Origin of the sequence: Wolbachia endosymbiont of Drosophila innubila, from assembly GCF_021378375.1 — a bacterium.
Lineage (GTDB): Bacteria > Pseudomonadota > Alphaproteobacteria > Rickettsiales > Anaplasmataceae > Wolbachia > Wolbachia pipientis.
The window spans coordinates 195091-212380 of the sequence record NZ_CP076228.1; the positions used below are offsets into that span (position 1 = coordinate 195091).

A 17290-nucleotide genomic window follows, 5' to 3' on the forward strand; every position below is an offset into this window, starting at 1 on the left:
CCTCTGTTAGAATCTTCTGAAGGTTTATACGCGAAAAGAGACTTGTAGTAAACTAATAAGTCTATGCCACTCTGTCTTGCTTTCTGAATACCAAACACTTTTGTGTTGTAGCTTGCTTAAAAATAGTTATCGTTATTATAGAGTTTATATACAGAATTTATGTTTTTAAATTACATAATATCTTAACTGCAAAAGTAATTTTCTATATAATATTTCATATGTTTTAAAGCTTCATTTTTATGTTATTATAAATGTAAGTTTCAAGATTGAAAATAATATGATAAATATTAACACAAAAAAACAGCCAGCAGGATTTTTCATATATCTCTCTGGTCTTTCGGGAAGAGGTAAACTTTCCACAGCAATAGAATTATCTAATATGATAAACGCATTAATTGTAAATAGTAAGTTCTATAACAATGTTCAAGCTTGCTCTATATACGATGGTGTCTTTGAACGTGATCAAATACCTAAAGAAGTTCAAGATAGAATATATGGCATTATGCAAATTATGCTTCAGGTAATAGAAAATTATCCAATTCACTCAAAAAATTACATATTTATTGATGAGTTGATGGAAAATAATGACCAGAACATGAGGATGTATGATTCAATAGTAAGGCTTAGTAAAAAAATGAACACAGAAATCCTTCCTGTGGTACTTAGGTGTGATCTACCGACATTACAAAAGCGTATTGCATTAAAAAGGCAAAGAAAAAATAGGAAGGTGATTAATCTAAATAGCATTGTAGAGAAATTTAGGACTGACGATTTATTTATACCACCAAGTGCCATAGAGATAGAAAATTCAGATATGAGTATAAAAGAAGTAGCTCAAGAGATAGTAAACCAGATGCACAAGCTTAGTAACATTGCATGTACGCGAAAGAATAGTCTATAATGATTTCATATACTGAGGCTCATTTAAATATAGAGCTTCAACTTCATTTAATTTTTGCTTGTTCTCTAATCTATAACGGACTAATAGCCCTGCATGGCTAGCATTTAAATTGCAATCCATATGTGTACTGCTTGTAGCGTGACACTGGGATCCAGGTGCAGATAGTGGCAATAAATTGAAATCAAATAACTGCGTATAAAACCCTTGAGCATTTTTGACTATAGCTCTGATATTTTTTTTGTTATTCGTACAAAGCAAAGATATTGCGTAGGCTTGAACTTCCAGCGCATTAACTCCGTATAATGGCTTATTTGTAGCAAGATTTATACCTTGTGCAGCTGATATACCAACTCTAATTCCAGTGAAACTTCCTGGTCCAACTACTACCACTAAATGATCTATTTTATCATAATTATAGTTGTGCTTATCAAACAAAGTATTCAGAATTTGAAAAAATGATTCTGCATGATTGTTGCTGGCGGAATTGTGCTCTACAAAACAGTTACCATCATAATCAACTATTGCTATTGAACTACCAATACCTACAGTATCAATCGCTAAAATAGACATTACTTAAGCTTATCATAGAGTTTTGTAAACATTATAGCAAAGGCACCATTACCCATAACGTTTGCTGAAGTGATTATTGGATCAAACACTATATACAGTGCTGTGATTAACGAAAGCATTTCTGGAGAAAATTTGAGGTATTTCTCAAGAATAGGTAGCATTACCATAATTCCTCCTGCCGGAACTGCCACGATAGCAAACTTAAATAACAAAAAATAGAGAAGGAAAGTTACATAGTCTGTTGTGCACAATGAATAACCGGAGGCAATTATCATTGATAATATTATAATAAAAAAGCAATCACCTACTAAATGAAAGCTAGCAGTTATTGGCACAACAGACGATGCTATGTCAGGTTGCTTTACATTTTTTTTGCTTCCTTCAAGAGTAAGCGGCATAGTTGCATTACTAGACATTGTGCTCATTGCAGTAATAAATGCCGGTATCATATTGCCTATACTAGCTATCCAGCTTGTGATCTTGAATGAATTTGCTGCTCCATATAAGAGGAAAACATAAAGGTAGGTTGCAGATGCTATAATAATGAAAATTATTGAGTAATCCTTAAATATTATAGATAAAACTTGATCATGCTGCATTTTTAAAGCAAGCCCAAGTACAAATATTGGAATAATCGGCGTCAAAAACGTCTTCAAAATAAAGAGAGTTAAATCTAACATTTTGTTCGAAAGCTCTCTGCTTTTTTTGGGTAGCAGTGTGGACACTACTATGCTGGACACAAATCCACAAGCAAGGGCATAAAAATTAGAAAGCAATGCAGGCAGTCTAAACGACCATAAGGGAACAATTGTTTCTTCATACGTTATATCTTGTATTGAATAAGTGTTTTGTATGATAAAATGCCCAACAGAATAAGCTATTAAACTTGAAGCCAGATTCGATAAGAAGATCATTATAATAAGTAACAATATGAACTTTATAGCTGACTGCTTAAGATTGTTAACACTGCTAAAGATTAACGCAAAAATAATAAAAGGCATTATAAATAGCAAAACCTCTTTTATACTAAGGCTCGTTGAGTACAAGAAGGTTTTTACTTCCATTGGAACTAAATGACCAAAGAATGCAGCTGAAGTGATGACCGTGAGTAAGATTAATAGTTGTAGCACGTTCTTATATACCAATGTCCTATGGACATACATATGGTAAGTTAGTTGTTAAGTAAAGCAAAACTGTCTAAACTGCACAGCAAATGGTGTAATGAAAGTGGAATGACAAAAAAGAGTGAAATTAGCATTCACTTATTATTCGTGTCATTTTCAGTAAAAGCTTCTTCCCACGTGCCTTGAGTTGCTGCGCGGCTATACTCTGTTACTCTATTTTCAAAGAAATTCGTATGTTCAACGCCATTTAGTATTTCATCAAGCCACGGAATAGGATTATCATTGACATCATATATGGACTCAAGACCTAATTGCATTAACCGTCTGTTTGCTACGTAGCGTATGTAATTGCGCACTTCTTCTGCGGATAGTCCTTCAACATCTCCTAAATCAAAGGCAAGCTTTATGAATTCGTCCTCAAGTTCAACGATGGTGCGACATGCAGAATATAATTCCTCTTTAAACTCGTTGTCCCAAATTTCATTATTCTCTTTAATAAATGTATTAAATAACATGATAATTGAATTGGTGTGCAAAGTTTCATCACGGGCTGACCAGGCGATTATCTGCCCCATTCCTTTCATTTTTCCAAAACGTTGGAAATTGAGCAAAATTGCAAATGATGCAAATAACTGCAACCCTTCAGTGAATGCACCAAACACTGCTAGAGTTTTAGCTACATGTTTTTTATCGTGTTTTTTGCTTTCCTCGAATTCTAACATATATTCATATTTCTTTCTCATAGCATCATACTTTAAAAATGCTTGATACTCACTTTCTGGCATGCCAATTGTGTCTAAAAGATAAGAATAAGCTGCAATGTGTATGGTTTCCATATTGGAAAAGCTTGCAAGCATCATGCATATTTCTGTTGGCTTAAATATATTTGAATAATGCCTCATGTAGCAGTTATTTACTTCAATGTCTGCCTGAGTAAAAAATCTAAAGATCTGGGTTAGTAGATTTTTTTCTACACTTGAAAGTTTAGTTTTCCAATCCTTCACGTCATCAGCGAGCGGAACTTCTTCAGGTATCCAATGGATTCTTTGTTGCTGCAGCCACGCATCATACGCCCAAGGGTAATTAAAAGGTTTGTATATTGGATCTGCTTCTAACAATGACATAAGACACCTATTATTTTCTAAAGTAAATATTATATTAAGTGATATTGAGAATCAGTCAATTTAACTTTTTTGAAATTTGACGGCAGATAATTTATTAGTGTATTATAGCTTCAAGTAATTTATCAACAGAAATGCGAGTATTAATATCTTTTATTTTATTATTTACAGTGAGCTGCACTCACACTATTCACAATCACGGAGCTCCTGGCATTAGTGTTGAATTGTGGAGCAAGATAAAAGTAGGTGACGATAAAGAAAAAGTGGTTCACACTTTAGGATCACCAACATTAGTATCAAAGTTCGATGACAATGTTTGGTACTATGTCTCATATAAAATTAAACAAGCCAATTTTTTAGGAAAAAGGAAGTATAGTAGTAAGTCTCTGCAAATTTCATTCGACCAGGACGGTAAAGTTGAAGATACAAAAGAAACTGACATCTTAGAGAGATCTTTTGCTGTTTCTGATTGAAAGTTTGCTCAGATCTTCCTACGTCATACCGCGGTTCATTCCATAACTGTACGAACATTGCGATTTGGGCCTACCAGAAGGGTGTCATGAAAGTAGCTGACACTAGTTCCTTTATGACGGCAGTGCCCAGACTACTTGGATCCAGGAAACTTAATTGCAAGTAATGCATTGGGTTTGGTAAGTATGGGTTTTGCGTTATAGAATGAAGCACTTTTGGTGAATTTGTAAAGAAAACTGGATCCCAGTGGGCTTTGTTGCATCGCTAGCTATGATGGATTAAAGATAAAAAAGATAGGGAATATCAGTAGCTTATTATTCTGGTATTTATAACAAGAACGGTCAATGAATACCTAAATTTGAGTAAAAGAAATTTCACTACCATTTACCAATCCGGCTAAAATTCAAGAATTTCAATGCTTTAGCTATTTTCAATAGAATTAAATTTATTAATATAAATAACAAATTACTATTCTTAAATTTGATCAGATTGATTGCAAAAAAACAAGATTTTCAATAAGTTGCTTATAATCCTAACTATAGTTAGCCTTTCATAAGTAGCGATGTAACAAAGCCATCCCAGTGTCAAGCACTGGGATGACACCATTTGTTGTAAACTCACTTTTACTCTATGGTTATACTACCTTGCTGCTATTCTGAACGGATACAGTGGGCTTATTAAATTATAGAATTACTTTAGCTATAGAATAAAATCTAGTGTTACTTCACGCCAAATGTGGTGGTGCTGAGTAGGCAAGCCGGTCAATGGGCTACATTTATATACTGCACGCATTGCATTATCTGCTATCGACCTGAAAAGTGGATTATTTCGATAGGAATCACTGTCTGCTACATCCGCCATAATTATCTCGCCTTGACTGGATAACAATAAGTTAATTTTTATATTAAAATTTTCTTTGTAAGCTATGCTTTCAGGAATGCTCCAGCATTTTGTGAGCTTGTCTCTTATAGAGTTAATAATTTCTGTTACAACTAATTCATCCTTTTTGCTCTCAACGCTTTTTTCGTTTCCTATTTCATTTTTTGCCCCTCTAACATCCCTTCTTAGTTTTTTCTCTACACTTTTTTTTCTTTTTGGAATTGGAATGAATTCTTTACCCTCGTTAATAATGACTTCTTCTTGCATTTCGATAATTTGCCTCGGTTGTGCTACAACAGTGTGCTCAACTATTTCTTTTTTCCTTTGTGGTATAGGAACAGCTAACGTATCATTCGTTTGGGCTTTTGTTGAAGATAACGAAAAAAGCAAAAAACAACATAAAGACAAAAAAAGAATATAATTCGAATAGAAAAAACGCATATGTTAAGCAGCTTGTTTTACTGGTTTAAAGCTAATATTGCACGTAAAGTCAATATATTTTAGTTGATGGACGAGTTTGAAGTCAATAAGGAATCCCTTCAAAGCTGAAGGCAAGCGGAAGATTGTCTTCTCGACAGACAAAGGAATTGTATAATGGATTAAAAGGAATCGTATGACAAAAATTATAGCAAAAGAATATACAGAATTTTTAGAGCAATTGAAGGATCATATTGCAACAAACCGTTATAAAGCAGCACTTGCAGTAAATAGTAAGCTTATTTTGCTTTACCACCATATTGGTACAGAGATCCTAAAACGCCAAAAAGAACATACCTGGGGAGCTAAGGTAATTGATCAATTAAGTAAGGATTTGAGAAGTACATTTCCAGAAATGAAAGGCTTTAGCATGAGAAATCTGAAGTATATGCGTAAGTTTGCCGAAGAATATCCTGATGTTGAATTTGTGCAGGAGCCTCTTGCACAATTAACTTGGTATCACAATATCACTCTTTTGGAAAAAATAGAAAGTCATGAAATAAGATTATTTTATGTAAAAAAAGCTATTGAACATGGCTGGTCACGTAACATTATGGTGATGCAGATAGAACTTGGACTACATAAACGTCAAGGAAAAGCAATAACTAATTTTAAAGAAAAATTACCATCTCCACAATCCGATCTAGCACATTACACATTAAAAGATCCGTATATTTTTGATTTTTTAAGTATAGGTAAGGATGCTCATGAAAGAGAAGTAGAAAAAGGACTCGTAGGGCATATGGAAAAATTTCTGTTAGAACTCGGTGAAGGATTTGCATTTGTTGGTAGACAATTTCATTTAGATGTTGGTAATAAAGACTTTTATATTGATTTATTATTCTATCATTTAAAGTTACGTTGCTTCGTAGTGATTGAACTAAAAGATAAGGATTTTAAGCCGGAATATGCTGGTAAAATGAATTTTTATCTTTCTGCAGTTGATGATTTACTGAAGCACTCGACAGATCAACCTTCTATAGGGTTAATCTTATGTAAATCTAAAGACGATGTACTTGCTAAATATACACTCCGAGACATGAACAAGCCAATAGGGCTAGCAGAATATCGAATAACTGAAAATCTACCAGAGAACATAAAAACAGCTTTACCGACGATAGAAGAATTAGAAGCTGAATTATCCAAAATTTCAGACGAGGAAAAGTAATGTTACTAAAATCATTCAAACAATTATTTAGCAAACCAAAAGCTCAGTATGAAATGCATCAGGCTCAGGAAGAAGAGTGGCAGCCAATAACTTACTCTCTCATAGCCTTGAAACTTTGGAAGCAAACAGTAACGGAGTAAGTGATTTTTATGGATTATACGCTCTAGGTGCACTATCCTATATATCATACGGTCAATACACTCTAAATGAGATGGAAAGATGAAGGCATCATTATAGCTGCTAAAAAATACGGCGATAAAAACTTAATTCTTTCTCTGTTTACAAAAAATCATGGAAAGCGCAGGGGATTAACTAAGCTAACAAACAATAGCAATTATAAGTTTCAGATAAGTAATCTATTACATGCAGAATGGAGTGCTAAGTTACCTGAAAATCTAGGTTTTTTTAAGTGCGAATTAATCGAATCTCCATTCCATCATTTCTTTCAAGATAGGTTAAAAAGCATTACTATTGTTTCTTTCTCCTCTATTTTAGAAAAAGTGCTTCCAGAAAGTGAACCCTGTGCCATGCTGTATGACAATTTTCGATATTTCATCGATGTAATTAAACACAACAATCAGTCTTGGCAAAGCCATTATCTTAACTTAGAGCTTCTGCTTCTTACGCAATTGGGATTCAAGTTAGACTTATCCAAATGCGCTGTAACAGGTGTTAAGGAAAATTTACAATTTATTTCTCCAAAAACTGGTAGAGCAGTGTCAAAAAAAGTAGGAGATTATTATGCAGATAAACTCCTACCTTTTCCACAAATGTTACATGATGTATACAATAATAACCTACAAAACAGCTACTCATTCCAAGAATTTCAGTTAGGACTGAAAGTCACAGGATATTTTTTAAATAAGTATCTATTTTTGCAGTTAAACGTGAAATTTCCAGAGCTGAGAAACCTCATGTTGTCGCTTTAATCTTAGCAGTCCTACGTCATACCGCGATTCATTCGCGGTATCTCTTAGCATAGATCCAGCTAACAAGTAGCGGTATGACGAACTTATCGTCATGCCACCGCGAACCGTCATACCGTGATTTATTCACGGTATCTCTTAGCATAGATCCAGCTAACAAGCAGCGGGACGACGGTTGTCAGGGTGTCATCCCAGCGCCCCTATGATGTCATCCCAGTGCCCAGACACTGGGATCCAGAAAAGTTTGCTTGTGAACAAGCAAACTAGCATGGAAAGTGGTTACAACGTTTTCGATGAGATTATATGGAAAACTGGATTCCAGTGTCAAGCACTGGAATGACAAGGTATAAACCTTATCGTCATGCTGCCGCGAACCGTCATACCGCGATTCATTCGCGGTATCTCAGCATAGATTCCGCTAACTAGTAGCGGAATGACGGTTGTCGGCAAACTTAAGCCACTTTAGCTATAGCCAGTAACCACTCTATTTCTACCACTGTTTTTTGCTTTATATAAATATTTGTCGGCACGTACTATAAATTCTTTAATATTGTCAAGGTCAGATTCTTGCATTTCTGCAATTCCAATGCTCACAGTTACATCGTGGGTTGTATTTTTATCCGCAAGTATAAAAGGTTTTTTAGCAATAATTTTTCGTATTCTCTCCGCAATAGTATACGCATCTGATACATTGGTATCTGGCATTACAACAACAAACTCCTCACCACCAAACCTAGCTAGTAAATCTGTCACTCTGATATTTTCAGAAATTCTTTTCTGTATTTGCTTTAAAAGTTCATCTCCAGCACTATGCCCAAAACTGTCATTCACTATCTTAAAATAGTCTATATCAAGTATCATAAGAGACAACCTTCTATCCTTTTCCACAGAGTCCTTAACAATGTTTTTTAAGTGTGCATCAAAATATCTTCTATTATAACAGTTAGTTAATGGGTCCTTTATAGACATTTCCGCATTATTAAATAAATTCATTCTCAAGGCATCTTGATATCTTTTGCGTTTTACTTGCGAATTAACCCTTGCTATTAGCTCACCCTCATCCAAAGGTACTGTTAAATAATCATTAGCACCTACATCAAGTGCTTTTACTAAATTGTTTTTATCATAATCCTCAGAAAGAATCAGAATTGGTGTATAACGTGTTTCCACCTTACTACGAAACTCAGAACACAAACGCAAGCCGTCAGTTTTTGAAAATTGCATATCAGAAATGATCAGGTCGTAACCATTCTCAATACCAACCTTCAATGCTTCCATTGGATCACTCAGTATTTTAATTGACCTAAAGCGTTGCTTTAATATATTATATATCTGCTCTGCTTGATGAACATCCTCATCTATAACAAGTACGTTAGCATCAAAAATCTGATTGGAATAATCCATAATACTGTTTCCTGCGACTCCACCAATCTCAGCGTTAGTTTCTCCTCTCAAACGCAATTCATCGATAATCATCTTTAAGCGTGTGAGAGACTTAATTCGTGAAGATAAAGCAGTTTCGTTTATTGGTTTAGTCAGAAAATCATCCGCGCCAGCATTAATACCTTGCACTCTATCATGAGTATCATGCAGCGCAGTTACCATAATTATTGGAATATGGGTTGTCAAGGGATCACTCTTTAGCTCCTTACAAACTTCAAAGCCATTCATCTTTGGCATCATGATATCAAGTAATATAATATCAGGCTGCTGCTTTGCTACTAAATCTATAGCTTCTTCACCATCATGAGCTACGATAACCGTATAGTACTCTGCTTTTAGTCGAGCTTCTAAAAGCTTGACATTAGATAGTACATCATCTACTACCAGAATCTTCGCTGTCATTATCTTTAGATGTATTATCTATATCGTAAGTAGGATAAAGCTTACCATTTTTACCAACTATGTAATTTACTTTCTCAGTATTACACTCTTTATATAAGTCTTCAATTCCGGCATCCTTCAATAACCTTCTGGCTTTTAACCTTACAATTGTAAAATACCTATATATAGTCTTAATAAAATCAATAAATACAGGTACCTTATTTTTATCAAGAACAATTATGCTCACTAAAGCTACAACTAAAATTTCTGAAAGACCTATATTGAACATTTTCCTATGAAGCAAGTACTTTAATCCTTCTGATTATAAATATTAATTTGCTTAAATCAAGTTTAGAAGCAACCATCTCATCTAAAAAACTATTATAACGTTCTATGTAGTCCTTATCATTACAAGCCCAGGTTTGAACCTTATCTTCAGGGTTATCAGTAGCTTTTATGACTTTAACAGCTAGCTTGTGATGGTAATTGCTTAAATCGTCCAATAAATCATTAACTAAGCTGCGATCCCAATAAGAAGAGCGGCTTTTCATCTTGATGGCAATTGTCCTAATCAGATCGAATCTTAACAGCGACTTTAACTCAAAGTATATTTTACCAGCATCAAGAATGGACAAAGATGTCTGTTCAGCAACAGATATAATATCCAGTGCATAAGTAAGAACGCACAGGTCAGCAATTTTTTTTGCTAGATCTTTATCTATATTAAGTTCCACTAAAGAAGTGTATCCATGATTATAGACCTTTAACTGGTGTTCATCTAAAACATCATGGCCTAAAGTTTCAATTGCATCTTTAAATTTTGTAACATCATCCAATTCTACAAAGCTAAGATTTTTTACTAACCAAAACGATACTCTGCCAATAAATTTCTGCACATTTCTCACTATTTGCAAGTATGAGTTAATATCAATTTTTCCATCCAATTCATCAATTTTCTGCCACAGGTTATTTAAATCATATAGGTGGTTAACAACGATATATATGTTAACTGCTTCGTGTACCTTAATTCCAGTATTCTCAACTAAATTATTAATAAATATACAGCCCATCCTATTTACAACATCATTTGCAATGCAAGTGGAGATAATTTCTCTACGAAGTTGGTGTTTTAATATGAAATCCTTAAACTCTGTTAACATCTTTTTAGGAAAATAACCTAGCAAGTAGTCATTAGATATAAGATCTTTTTCAGGCAGATCGGAATGTATAATTTTATTTTTTATTGCTGTTCTAGCATAAGATATTAGAATAGAAAGCTGAGGAGAACTGAAACCTTCTGCACCGGTTAACATCCTTGCTACCTCTTCGTCAGCTGGAAGAAATTCTACGCTTCGGTTTAACAGCCCAGATTTTTCTAAACTGAGCAGTAACCTGTGGTCCTGCTCCAATCTCTCTTTAGCTTGCAAACACTCAAGAAGTAATGCTTTTGTTTCAATTCTGTTGTGGTTCTCAAGCACCTTGGATGCAACTTCATCCACCATACTTGCCAGTATTTCATTCCTTTTTTCTAAAGAAATACCCCCTGCTTTCATAGCTGAAACAAATGCAATCTTAATGTTAACTTCAAGGTCCGAACATATCACTCCGGCTGAATTATCAACAAAATCTGCATTGATATATCCACCTCTTTCAGCATATTCTATTCTCCCAAGCTGTGTACAACCAAGATTTCCACCCTCTATAAACATAGAAGCTCTAATATCCTTACCGTTTACTCTTAATTCATCGTTTGCTTTGTCACCGACCATGCTATGACTTTCACTCTTTGCCTTAACAAACGTGCCGATTCCTCCGTTCCATATGAAGTCCACTTCTGCTTTGAGTAGATATCTAATCAAATCACTTGGAGATAACGTATCTTCCGTTATGTCAAAGCATTTTTTCATTTCTTGAGAAAGATTTACTTGCTTGCTGCTACGCTCAAATACCCCGCCACCCTGAGAGATCAAATCTTTGTTATAATCCATCCAGGTTGAAAATGGTAACTTAAAGAGACGTTTACGTTCTGTGAAACTCTTTTCTGCATCAGGATTTGGATCAATAAAAATATGCATATGGTTAAATGCGCCGATTAAATGTATATTTTTTGAAAGCAGCATACCGTTTCCAAATAGATCGCCAGCCATATCCCCAATTCCAATAACAGTTGCATCCTGGTAAATATCCTTATTCATTTTCCAAAAATGCCTCTGTGCTGCAATCCATGCACCTCTTGCTGTAATACCCATTTTCTTATGGTCGTAACCTACTGATCCACCAGATGCAAATGCATCGCCAAGCCAAAAGTTATATTCAGAGGCTATCTGGTTGGCATAATCAGAAAATGAAGCAGTTCCTTTATCAGCAGCAACCACGAGATATGGATCATCTTCATCATACCTAATCACATTCTCTGGTGGAATTATTTTACCATCAACCACGTTATCAGTAATATCAAGCATTCCTCTGATAAAACTCTTATAGCACTCAACACTTTTCTCTCTTAAAATATTCTTATCTTTATAAGCTTGCTTTATTACAAACCCACCCTTTGCACCAACAGGGACAATAACCGCATTTTTTGTCATCTGAGCTTTCATGAGCCCCAAAACTTCAGTGCGAAAATCTTCCGTCCTATCCGACCACCTTAAGCCACCACGGGCTAATTTCCCTCCTCTTAGATGTATTCCCTCAAAAAGGTTTGAATAAATATACAATTCACGATACGGACGAGGATCAGGTAAACCATTTATTTTACTTGAGTCAAATTTTGTAGATAAATATGGTTTATCGTCTTGATAATAACTGGTCCTTAAAATAGCCATTATCAAGTTAAATATCGAGCGCAAAACGTAATCATGTGAAACATTGCTGATCTCTTTTAGAAGTTCCTCAATTTTTTCTCTGACAATGTCCGTAGTTTCTGCTCTATCAATGTCTATGTTAGGATCAAATCTTGCATGAAATAGTTGTATCAAATACTTTACTATTTTTGGATGCTCTGAGACTACCTTTTGGATATATTCTGGATTGTAGTTAAATGACGTCTGCTTTAGGTAAGCACTTAACGCTCTAACCAGAAGCACTTCTTTCCACTTGAGCCCAGCAATAATGATCAAACTATTGAAATAGTCATTTTTAATTTCCTTGCTAAACACTTTCGCAAGTGTTATTTCAAATTGCTCTTTTAGAGTAATGTTGTCTATTAATTCATCGACTCTTGACAACACAAAATGGTGTATCCATATTCCACCGTTAATTTCTATGTAATAGCCATTATGAGATAGAATTTTAGCTCCCAAATTCTTAGTGATCCTTAATATCTTCGATAATTCAAGGCCTCCATTGTTTGGAGTATAAACCTTTAATTGATAGTTAAGATTATCACGAGTAAGTCTTAAATCGACCTCGCTAACTCCTTTCTTCCTCACTATCTCCAATTTTTTCATATCGTAATATGCGTCATGAGGTTCGAAACTCTCTTGATAGCTTATTGGAAATGCCTTGCAATAACGGATGAATATATCCTCAACAGTGCTAAAAGTATTGTATAAATTGTCTATAAAACGATCTTCCCACTTTTCTGTAATGTTTCTTAATTTGTTTTCGATACGCAAAACTTCATCATCAAGAACGCTAGCATTTTTGGTCTTTAGCACTACATGCAATTTCATCAAATCATATTCATTGATAATGTGATTGTTATAAATATCTGAACTTCCTGCACTTGTCTCATCCTTCAATATGTCACGTATCTTGAACATTAGCCTAGCGCTAGCATAACGCATCGGTATCAGCACTATGCAACTAATAAAATCCCCGACTCTTCTTAAAAATAATCTGACCCTTGGCCTAATCGCAAGAGACATGATCGAAATGCAAATTTTAAATAATTCGTCTTCATTTGATTGGAATAATTCATCACAAGAGAACACTTGCAAAATAGAAATCAAAGCTTTGTTATTGTGGCCCCCGGTTACAAACCCTGCATTTTTTTCTATAACTTTAACTTTATCTCTTATTATTGGAATAGTTCTAATATCTTGGACCTCCGCTACAGAAGTAAATAGCCCGAAAAAACGCCGTTCCTTTACCACATTACCCTGGTCATCAAATTCTTTTACTCCTATACAATTCATGTATGTACGCCGATGGACTATTGAGATTAGATCTGGTCTCAATATGTATAGGGAATCAAGGTTTGCAGAAGGAATCAACGTACTTTGACCTACTCTCATCAGGCCAAGGTCCTTTTTGCTGTCACAGACGAGTTTTTCATCTTTACCAGCAATATATTCTTGATAACCTAGAAATACGAAGTTATTATTCTTTAACCAAACTAGAAAATCTTTTTGCTCTTGATTTCGGTCTGGTGTCATTCCAGTGCGTGACACTGGAATCCACGTGTCCTTTTCCTGGATCCCAGCTGGGATGACAGAAAGACTTGCCTCATCAAGTTTCTTGAGCATTAAGTGCCAATCTTTCACAACGCAATTAACCGCTTTCAGCGTTTTCTGTAGAGATTCTTTTAATGTATCAACAAAGCTGTCACTTATACCTTTGATAATTACATATATGACTGACTCTTTGACTCCATTGCTTTCTTCCAAAGAGTAAATCTCATCTATTAGGCCATCTTTTCTTTTAATGTTAATTATGCTATTGCTGTAATAGCATATGGTTAAATCGTGCGACTTAATAGTTGCAATAACGGAGTCAACCAAAAATGGCATATCATCGTTTGTTATCTTAATCGTGGTAAAATCGCCTTCTATTCCTGGTATATCATCTATATTGCTTACTACTAACTTACTTTCATCTTTCTCTTTTTGAGAAACAAAATTGTAAGCATCGTTTACAATATATAGCAAAAACTTATCATTGGCTTTTAGGTCGCTTTTATAAACAAAACTATAAAAATACTTAATAAATTTTTTAATTTTTTCTTTATCTTGCTGATTTTCTTGATCAGCTAACTTAAATAAAGACTCAGTGTCAACATTATGATCTATACACATTTTTTTTAACAAAAATACACAGTGAACTTAACCCTTTTTAACTAAGATTTCATTATCAAGAGCGTACACTATTAGCTCATCATTTTCTACTACTTCCCCTGATAAAACTAATTTAGCTAAATTATTTTGAATACACTCTTGTATAACCCTTTTTAAGGGCCTTGCTCCATATTCAGGGTCATAGCCAGTTTGTGCTATTAGTTCTTTAGCTTCCTGCAACAAACTTATACTCAGTTTACGCTTAGCAAGTGTTTTTTGTAAATAAGAAAATTGAACATCTATAATTTTATAGATGTCATCTCTGGTTAAACTGTGGAATATAATAATTTCATCCAGCCTGTTTAAAAATTCTGGACGAAATGCTGATTTAACTATTTGCATCACTTCATTTCTTACAGAATCAACATTCCCTTTTAGCATTATCTCAGCGCCAAGGTTAGAAGTTAAAATCAGTATGGTGTTGCGAAAATCGATTAATTTACCATGACTATCAGTGAGTCTACCCTCATCCAAGATTTGCAGCAATAGATTAAATATATCTGGATTTGCTTTCTCGATTTCATCAAACAGAATAACCTGATATGGCCTTCTTCTTACCGCTTCAGTTAATCTGCCACCTTGTTCATAGCCAACATACCCTGGAGGCGCGCCAATTAACTTTGAAACAGAATGTTTTTCCATATATTCTGACATATCAAAACGCAAAAGCGCTGATTGATCGTCAAACAGAAATTCAGCTAAGGCTTTCGCAAGTTCGGTTTTACCAACTCCAGTTGGACCTAAAAATAAAAATGAACCAAAAGGCTTATTGGTATCTTGCACCCCAGAGCGGGAGCGCCTAACTGCATTACTTATCGCTTCTATTGCATCTTTCTGCCCTATTACTCTTCTTCCTATTTCATTCTCCATGTTAAGGAGTTTTTCCTTTTCACTATGCATCATATTATCAACTGGAATTCCCGTCCACTTTGAAACAATGTTTGCAATATCATCTCCAGTCACTTCTTTCTTTAAGAAACTATCAGTAACCTTTTCCTGATTTTTTAATTCATTCTCAAGCTGAGGGATCACACCATACATCAGCTCTCCTGCCCTTCCCAAATTCCCACTACGCTGAACTAATTCCAACTCTTTTCTAGCGTTATCTAATTTTTCGGCTGTTTCTTGTATTCTAGCTATTTTATTCTTTTCCATCTGCCATTTGCTATTCAAGTCAGCAAATTTACTGTTTAGATTTTCGATCTCTTCATTTATCTTTTTTAAACGCTGTTTAGAATTTTCATCACTTTCTTTTTTTAGAGCCTCTGCTTCAATCTTTAGCTGTATAACCTTTCTCTCAAGTTCATCAATAACTTCAGGCTTGCTATCCATTTCAATTCTCACCCTACTTGCTGCTTCATCAATCAAATCAATTGCTTTATCAGGTAAAAACCTATCTGTTATATATCTATTGGATAACGTTGCAGCAGCAATTATTGCACCGTCTGTAATTCTTATACCATGATGCACCTCATATCTTTCCTTCAAACCCCTGAGTATTGAAATGGTATCAGTTTCAGTTGGTTGAGAGATAAACACAGGCTGAAAACGCCTTGCAAGTGCAGGATCTTTTTCTATATGCTGACGATATTCATCTAAAGTTGTGGCTCCTATACAGCGAATTTCTCCACGCGCAAGAGCAGGCTTCAGCAGATTCGAGGCATCCATTGCACCACTTGTTGCTCCTGCTCCAACTAAAGTATGAAGCTCATCTATAAACAAGATAACTTTTCCCTCCGCTCTCGAAAGCTCATTAATAACTGCTTTTAACCTTTCTTCAAATTCTCCTCTAAACTTAGTGCCAGCAATTAGTTCTCCAAGATCCAAAGCTAAGACCTTTGCATCATGCAAACCAAGTGGTACATCGTTTGCAACAATTCTATTTGCAAGCCCCTCAACTATTGCAGTTTTTCCAACACCAGGTTCACCGATCAGCACTGGATTATTTTTTGTCCGCCTCAGTGATACCTGCATAGTTCTTCTGATCTCTTCATCACGACCAATTACAGGATCAAGTTTTCCTTGCATAGCAAGCTCTGTAACATCTTTTGTATATTTCTTTGCCGCATTTAATTTTTCCTCACTGTTTGGCGAGTCCGCACTGCTGCCCTTTCTCATTTCTGCAACAACTGAGTTCAGTTTTTGTGGAGTCACACCATTCTCTGCCAGAATTTTGCCTACAGTATCATCTTTTTGTGCAGTGAGGCCATGCAGTAAACGCTCGACAGCAACAAATGAATCTTTATTTCTCTTTGCAATACCAATTGAATCTTCAAAAACTTTTGCTATTTCTCTTGAAAGTTGAAGGCCACCACTTCCTGGACCTTCAATTACTGGCAACTTTTTTATTGCACTATCCACAGCATCGGAAATACTCTGCACATTTCCACCACAAGCGTTTATCAAATCCTGAACTAAACCTGATTCATCTTCAAGCATCACTTTTAGTAAATGCTCAGGCATAAAAATCTGATGCCCAGCTCCCAACGCTTTCATTTGAGCACTTTGAATTAGACTTTTTGCTTTTTCGGTAAATTTATTTAAGTCCATAACACCAGTTAAATTCGTATTTGCTGATGTATATAACAACTGATTTCATAAATTTAAACCTAAAGTTGTTTATTGTTAGGTATGAAATTTAAAACTTTCTTAAAAAAGGAACTATCATAGTAACCATACAAATATCTTGTATCTCAAGACCTTTGGTTTTTGTTGCTGAAAATGGTTGTATTATTTAAGTTATTAACAATATACAATACTAAGTTAATGTAA

The 17290-nt window shown here is 34.9% G+C and carries 15 protein-coding genes; 6 read left to right on the forward strand and 9 right to left on the reverse strand.

The window, feature by feature from the left end; genetic code table 11:
• Positions 1 to 277 precede the first annotated feature (277 nt).
• A complete protein-coding gene (locus J4T77_RS01020) occupies positions 278 to 901 on the forward strand; it encodes a hypothetical protein (protein ID WP_190321158.1) in 624 nt (207 codons plus the stop codon).
• On the opposite strand, the gene tsaB is transcribed toward J4T77_RS01020, so the two are convergent.
• From tsaB to J4T77_RS01035, 3 genes are all read right to left on the reverse strand, one after another.
• Positions 896 to 1471, reverse strand: coding sequence for a tRNA (adenosine(37)-N6)-threonylcarbamoyltransferase complex dimerization subunit type 1 TsaB (tsaB, locus tag J4T77_RS01025; protein ID WP_190321159.1), 576 nt, complete (start codon positions 1469 to 1471; stop codon positions 896 to 898). The genes J4T77_RS01020 and tsaB overlap by 6 nt on opposite strands.
• The gene (locus J4T77_RS01030) at positions 1471 to 2601 is read right to left on the reverse strand and encodes a cation:dicarboxylate symporter family transporter (RefSeq protein WP_006280118.1); all 1131 of its coding nucleotides are present in this window, start codon (positions 2599 to 2601) and stop codon (positions 1471 to 1473) included. Before J4T77_RS01030 ends, tsaB begins: the two co-directional genes overlap by 1 nt.
• A gap of 128 nt (positions 2602 to 2729) precedes the next feature.
• Complete coding sequence (locus J4T77_RS01035) at positions 2730 to 3719, reverse strand: ribonucleotide-diphosphate reductase subunit beta (RefSeq protein WP_006280119.1); 990 nt, start codon at positions 3717 to 3719, stop codon at positions 2730 to 2732.
• A gap of 131 nt (positions 3720 to 3850) precedes the next feature.
• Here J4T77_RS01035 and J4T77_RS01040 point away from each other — a divergent pair, with 131 nt between their 5' ends.
• Positions 3851 to 4189 carry an outer membrane protein assembly factor BamE gene (locus tag J4T77_RS01040; protein WP_190321160.1) on the forward strand — a complete coding sequence of 113 codons (339 nt, stop codon included), beginning with the start codon at positions 3851 to 3853 and terminating at the stop codon, positions 4187 to 4189.
• 472 nt (positions 4190 to 4661) lie between these two features.
• Here the strand turns inward: J4T77_RS01040 and J4T77_RS01045 are convergent, their stop codons facing one another.
• On the reverse strand, positions 4662 to 4808 hold the full coding sequence (locus J4T77_RS01045; protein WP_233641064.1) for a hypothetical protein: 147 nt from the start codon (positions 4806 to 4808) through the stop codon (positions 4662 to 4664).
• A 78-nt stretch (positions 4809 to 4886) separates the two neighbouring features.
• On the reverse strand, positions 4887 to 5507 hold the full coding sequence (locus J4T77_RS01050; protein WP_022626225.1) for a hypothetical protein: 621 nt from the start codon (positions 5505 to 5507) through the stop codon (positions 4887 to 4889).
• 172 nt (positions 5508 to 5679) lie between these two features.
• Here J4T77_RS01050 and J4T77_RS01055 point away from each other — a divergent pair, with 172 nt between their 5' ends.
• The 4 genes from J4T77_RS01055 (at position 5680) to J4T77_RS01070 (ending at position 7977) form a co-directional block, all read left to right on the forward strand.
• Positions 5680 to 6711 carry a PDDEXK nuclease domain-containing protein gene (locus tag J4T77_RS01055; protein WP_038199734.1) on the forward strand — a complete coding sequence of 344 codons (1032 nt, stop codon included), beginning with the start codon at positions 5680 to 5682 and terminating at the stop codon, positions 6709 to 6711.
• A gap of 76 nt (positions 6712 to 6787) precedes the next feature.
• The gene (locus J4T77_RS01060; RefSeq protein WP_190321162.1) at positions 6788 to 6934 is read left to right on the forward strand and encodes a hypothetical protein; all 147 of its coding nucleotides are present in this window, start codon (positions 6788 to 6790) and stop codon (positions 6932 to 6934) included.
• The gene (gene recO, locus J4T77_RS01065) at positions 6918 to 7640 is read left to right on the forward strand and encodes a DNA repair protein RecO (RefSeq protein WP_010082260.1); all 723 of its coding nucleotides are present in this window, start codon (positions 6918 to 6920) and stop codon (positions 7638 to 7640) included. Before J4T77_RS01060 ends, recO begins: the two co-directional genes overlap by 17 nt.
• Before the next feature lie 172 nt (positions 7641 to 7812).
• Positions 7813 to 7977 carry a hypothetical protein gene (locus tag J4T77_RS01070; RefSeq protein WP_010962440.1) on the forward strand — a complete coding sequence of 55 codons (165 nt, stop codon included), beginning with the start codon at positions 7813 to 7815 and terminating at the stop codon, positions 7975 to 7977.
• 122 nt (positions 7978 to 8099) lie between these two features.
• Here J4T77_RS01070 and J4T77_RS01075 read toward each other — a convergent pair whose 3' ends face one another.
• The 4 genes from J4T77_RS01075 to clpB are packed head-to-tail and all read right to left on the reverse strand — an operon-like array spanning position 8100 to position 17068.
• Complete coding sequence (locus J4T77_RS01075) at positions 8100 to 9482, reverse strand: PleD family two-component system response regulator (protein WP_190321163.1); 1383 nt, start codon at positions 9480 to 9482, stop codon at positions 8100 to 8102.
• A complete protein-coding gene (gene tatB, locus J4T77_RS01080; protein WP_010082258.1) occupies positions 9454 to 9750 on the reverse strand; it encodes a Sec-independent protein translocase subunit TatB in 297 nt (98 codons plus the stop codon). Before tatB ends, J4T77_RS01075 begins: the two co-directional genes overlap by 29 nt.
• A 4-nt stretch (positions 9751 to 9754) precedes the next feature.
• Complete coding sequence (locus J4T77_RS01085; RefSeq protein WP_233641158.1) at positions 9755 to 14479, reverse strand: NAD-glutamate dehydrogenase; 4725 nt, start codon at positions 14477 to 14479, stop codon at positions 9755 to 9757.
• Positions 14480 to 14506: 27 nt separating this feature from the next.
• Positions 14507 to 17068: an ATP-dependent chaperone ClpB gene (clpB, locus tag J4T77_RS01090; protein WP_190321164.1), complete on the reverse strand. Its 2562-nt coding sequence runs from the start codon at positions 17066 to 17068 to the stop codon at positions 14507 to 14509.
• Positions 17069 to 17290: the final 222 nt, after the last annotated feature.

Coding starts and splice junctions, on each gene's coding strand:
- J4T77_RS01020 (WP_190321158.1), top strand. CDS start 278: ATGATAAATATTAACACAAAAAAACAGCCAGCAGGATTTTTCATATAT.
- tsaB (WP_190321159.1), bottom strand. CDS start 1,471: ATGTCTATTTTAGCGATTGATACTGTAGGTATTGGTAGTTCAATAGCA.
- J4T77_RS01035 (WP_006280119.1), bottom strand. CDS start 3,719: ATGTCATTGTTAGAAGCAGATCCAATATACAAACCTTTTAATTACCCT.
- J4T77_RS01040 (WP_190321160.1), top strand. CDS start 3,851: ATGCGAGTATTAATATCTTTTATTTTATTATTTACAGTGAGCTGCACT.
- J4T77_RS01050 (WP_022626225.1), bottom strand. CDS start 5,507: ATGCGTTTTTTCTATTCGAATTATATTCTTTTTTTGTCTTTATGTTGT.
- J4T77_RS01055 (WP_038199734.1), top strand. CDS start 5,680: ATGACAAAAATTATAGCAAAAGAATATACAGAATTTTTAGAGCAATTG.
- recO (WP_010082260.1), top strand. CDS start 6,918: ATGAGATGGAAAGATGAAGGCATCATTATAGCTGCTAAAAAATACGGC.
- J4T77_RS01075 (WP_190321163.1), bottom strand. CDS start 9,482: ATGACAGCGAAGATTCTGGTAGTAGATGATGTACTATCTAATGTCAAG.
- tatB (WP_010082258.1), bottom strand. CDS start 9,750: ATGTTCAATATAGGTCTTTCAGAAATTTTAGTTGTAGCTTTAGTGAGC.
- J4T77_RS01085 (WP_233641158.1), bottom strand. CDS start 14,479: ATGTGTATAGATCATAATGTTGACACTGAGTCTTTATTTAAGTTAGCT.
- clpB (WP_190321164.1), bottom strand. CDS start 17,068: ATGGACTTAAATAAATTTACCGAAAAAGCAAAAAGTCTAATTCAAAGT.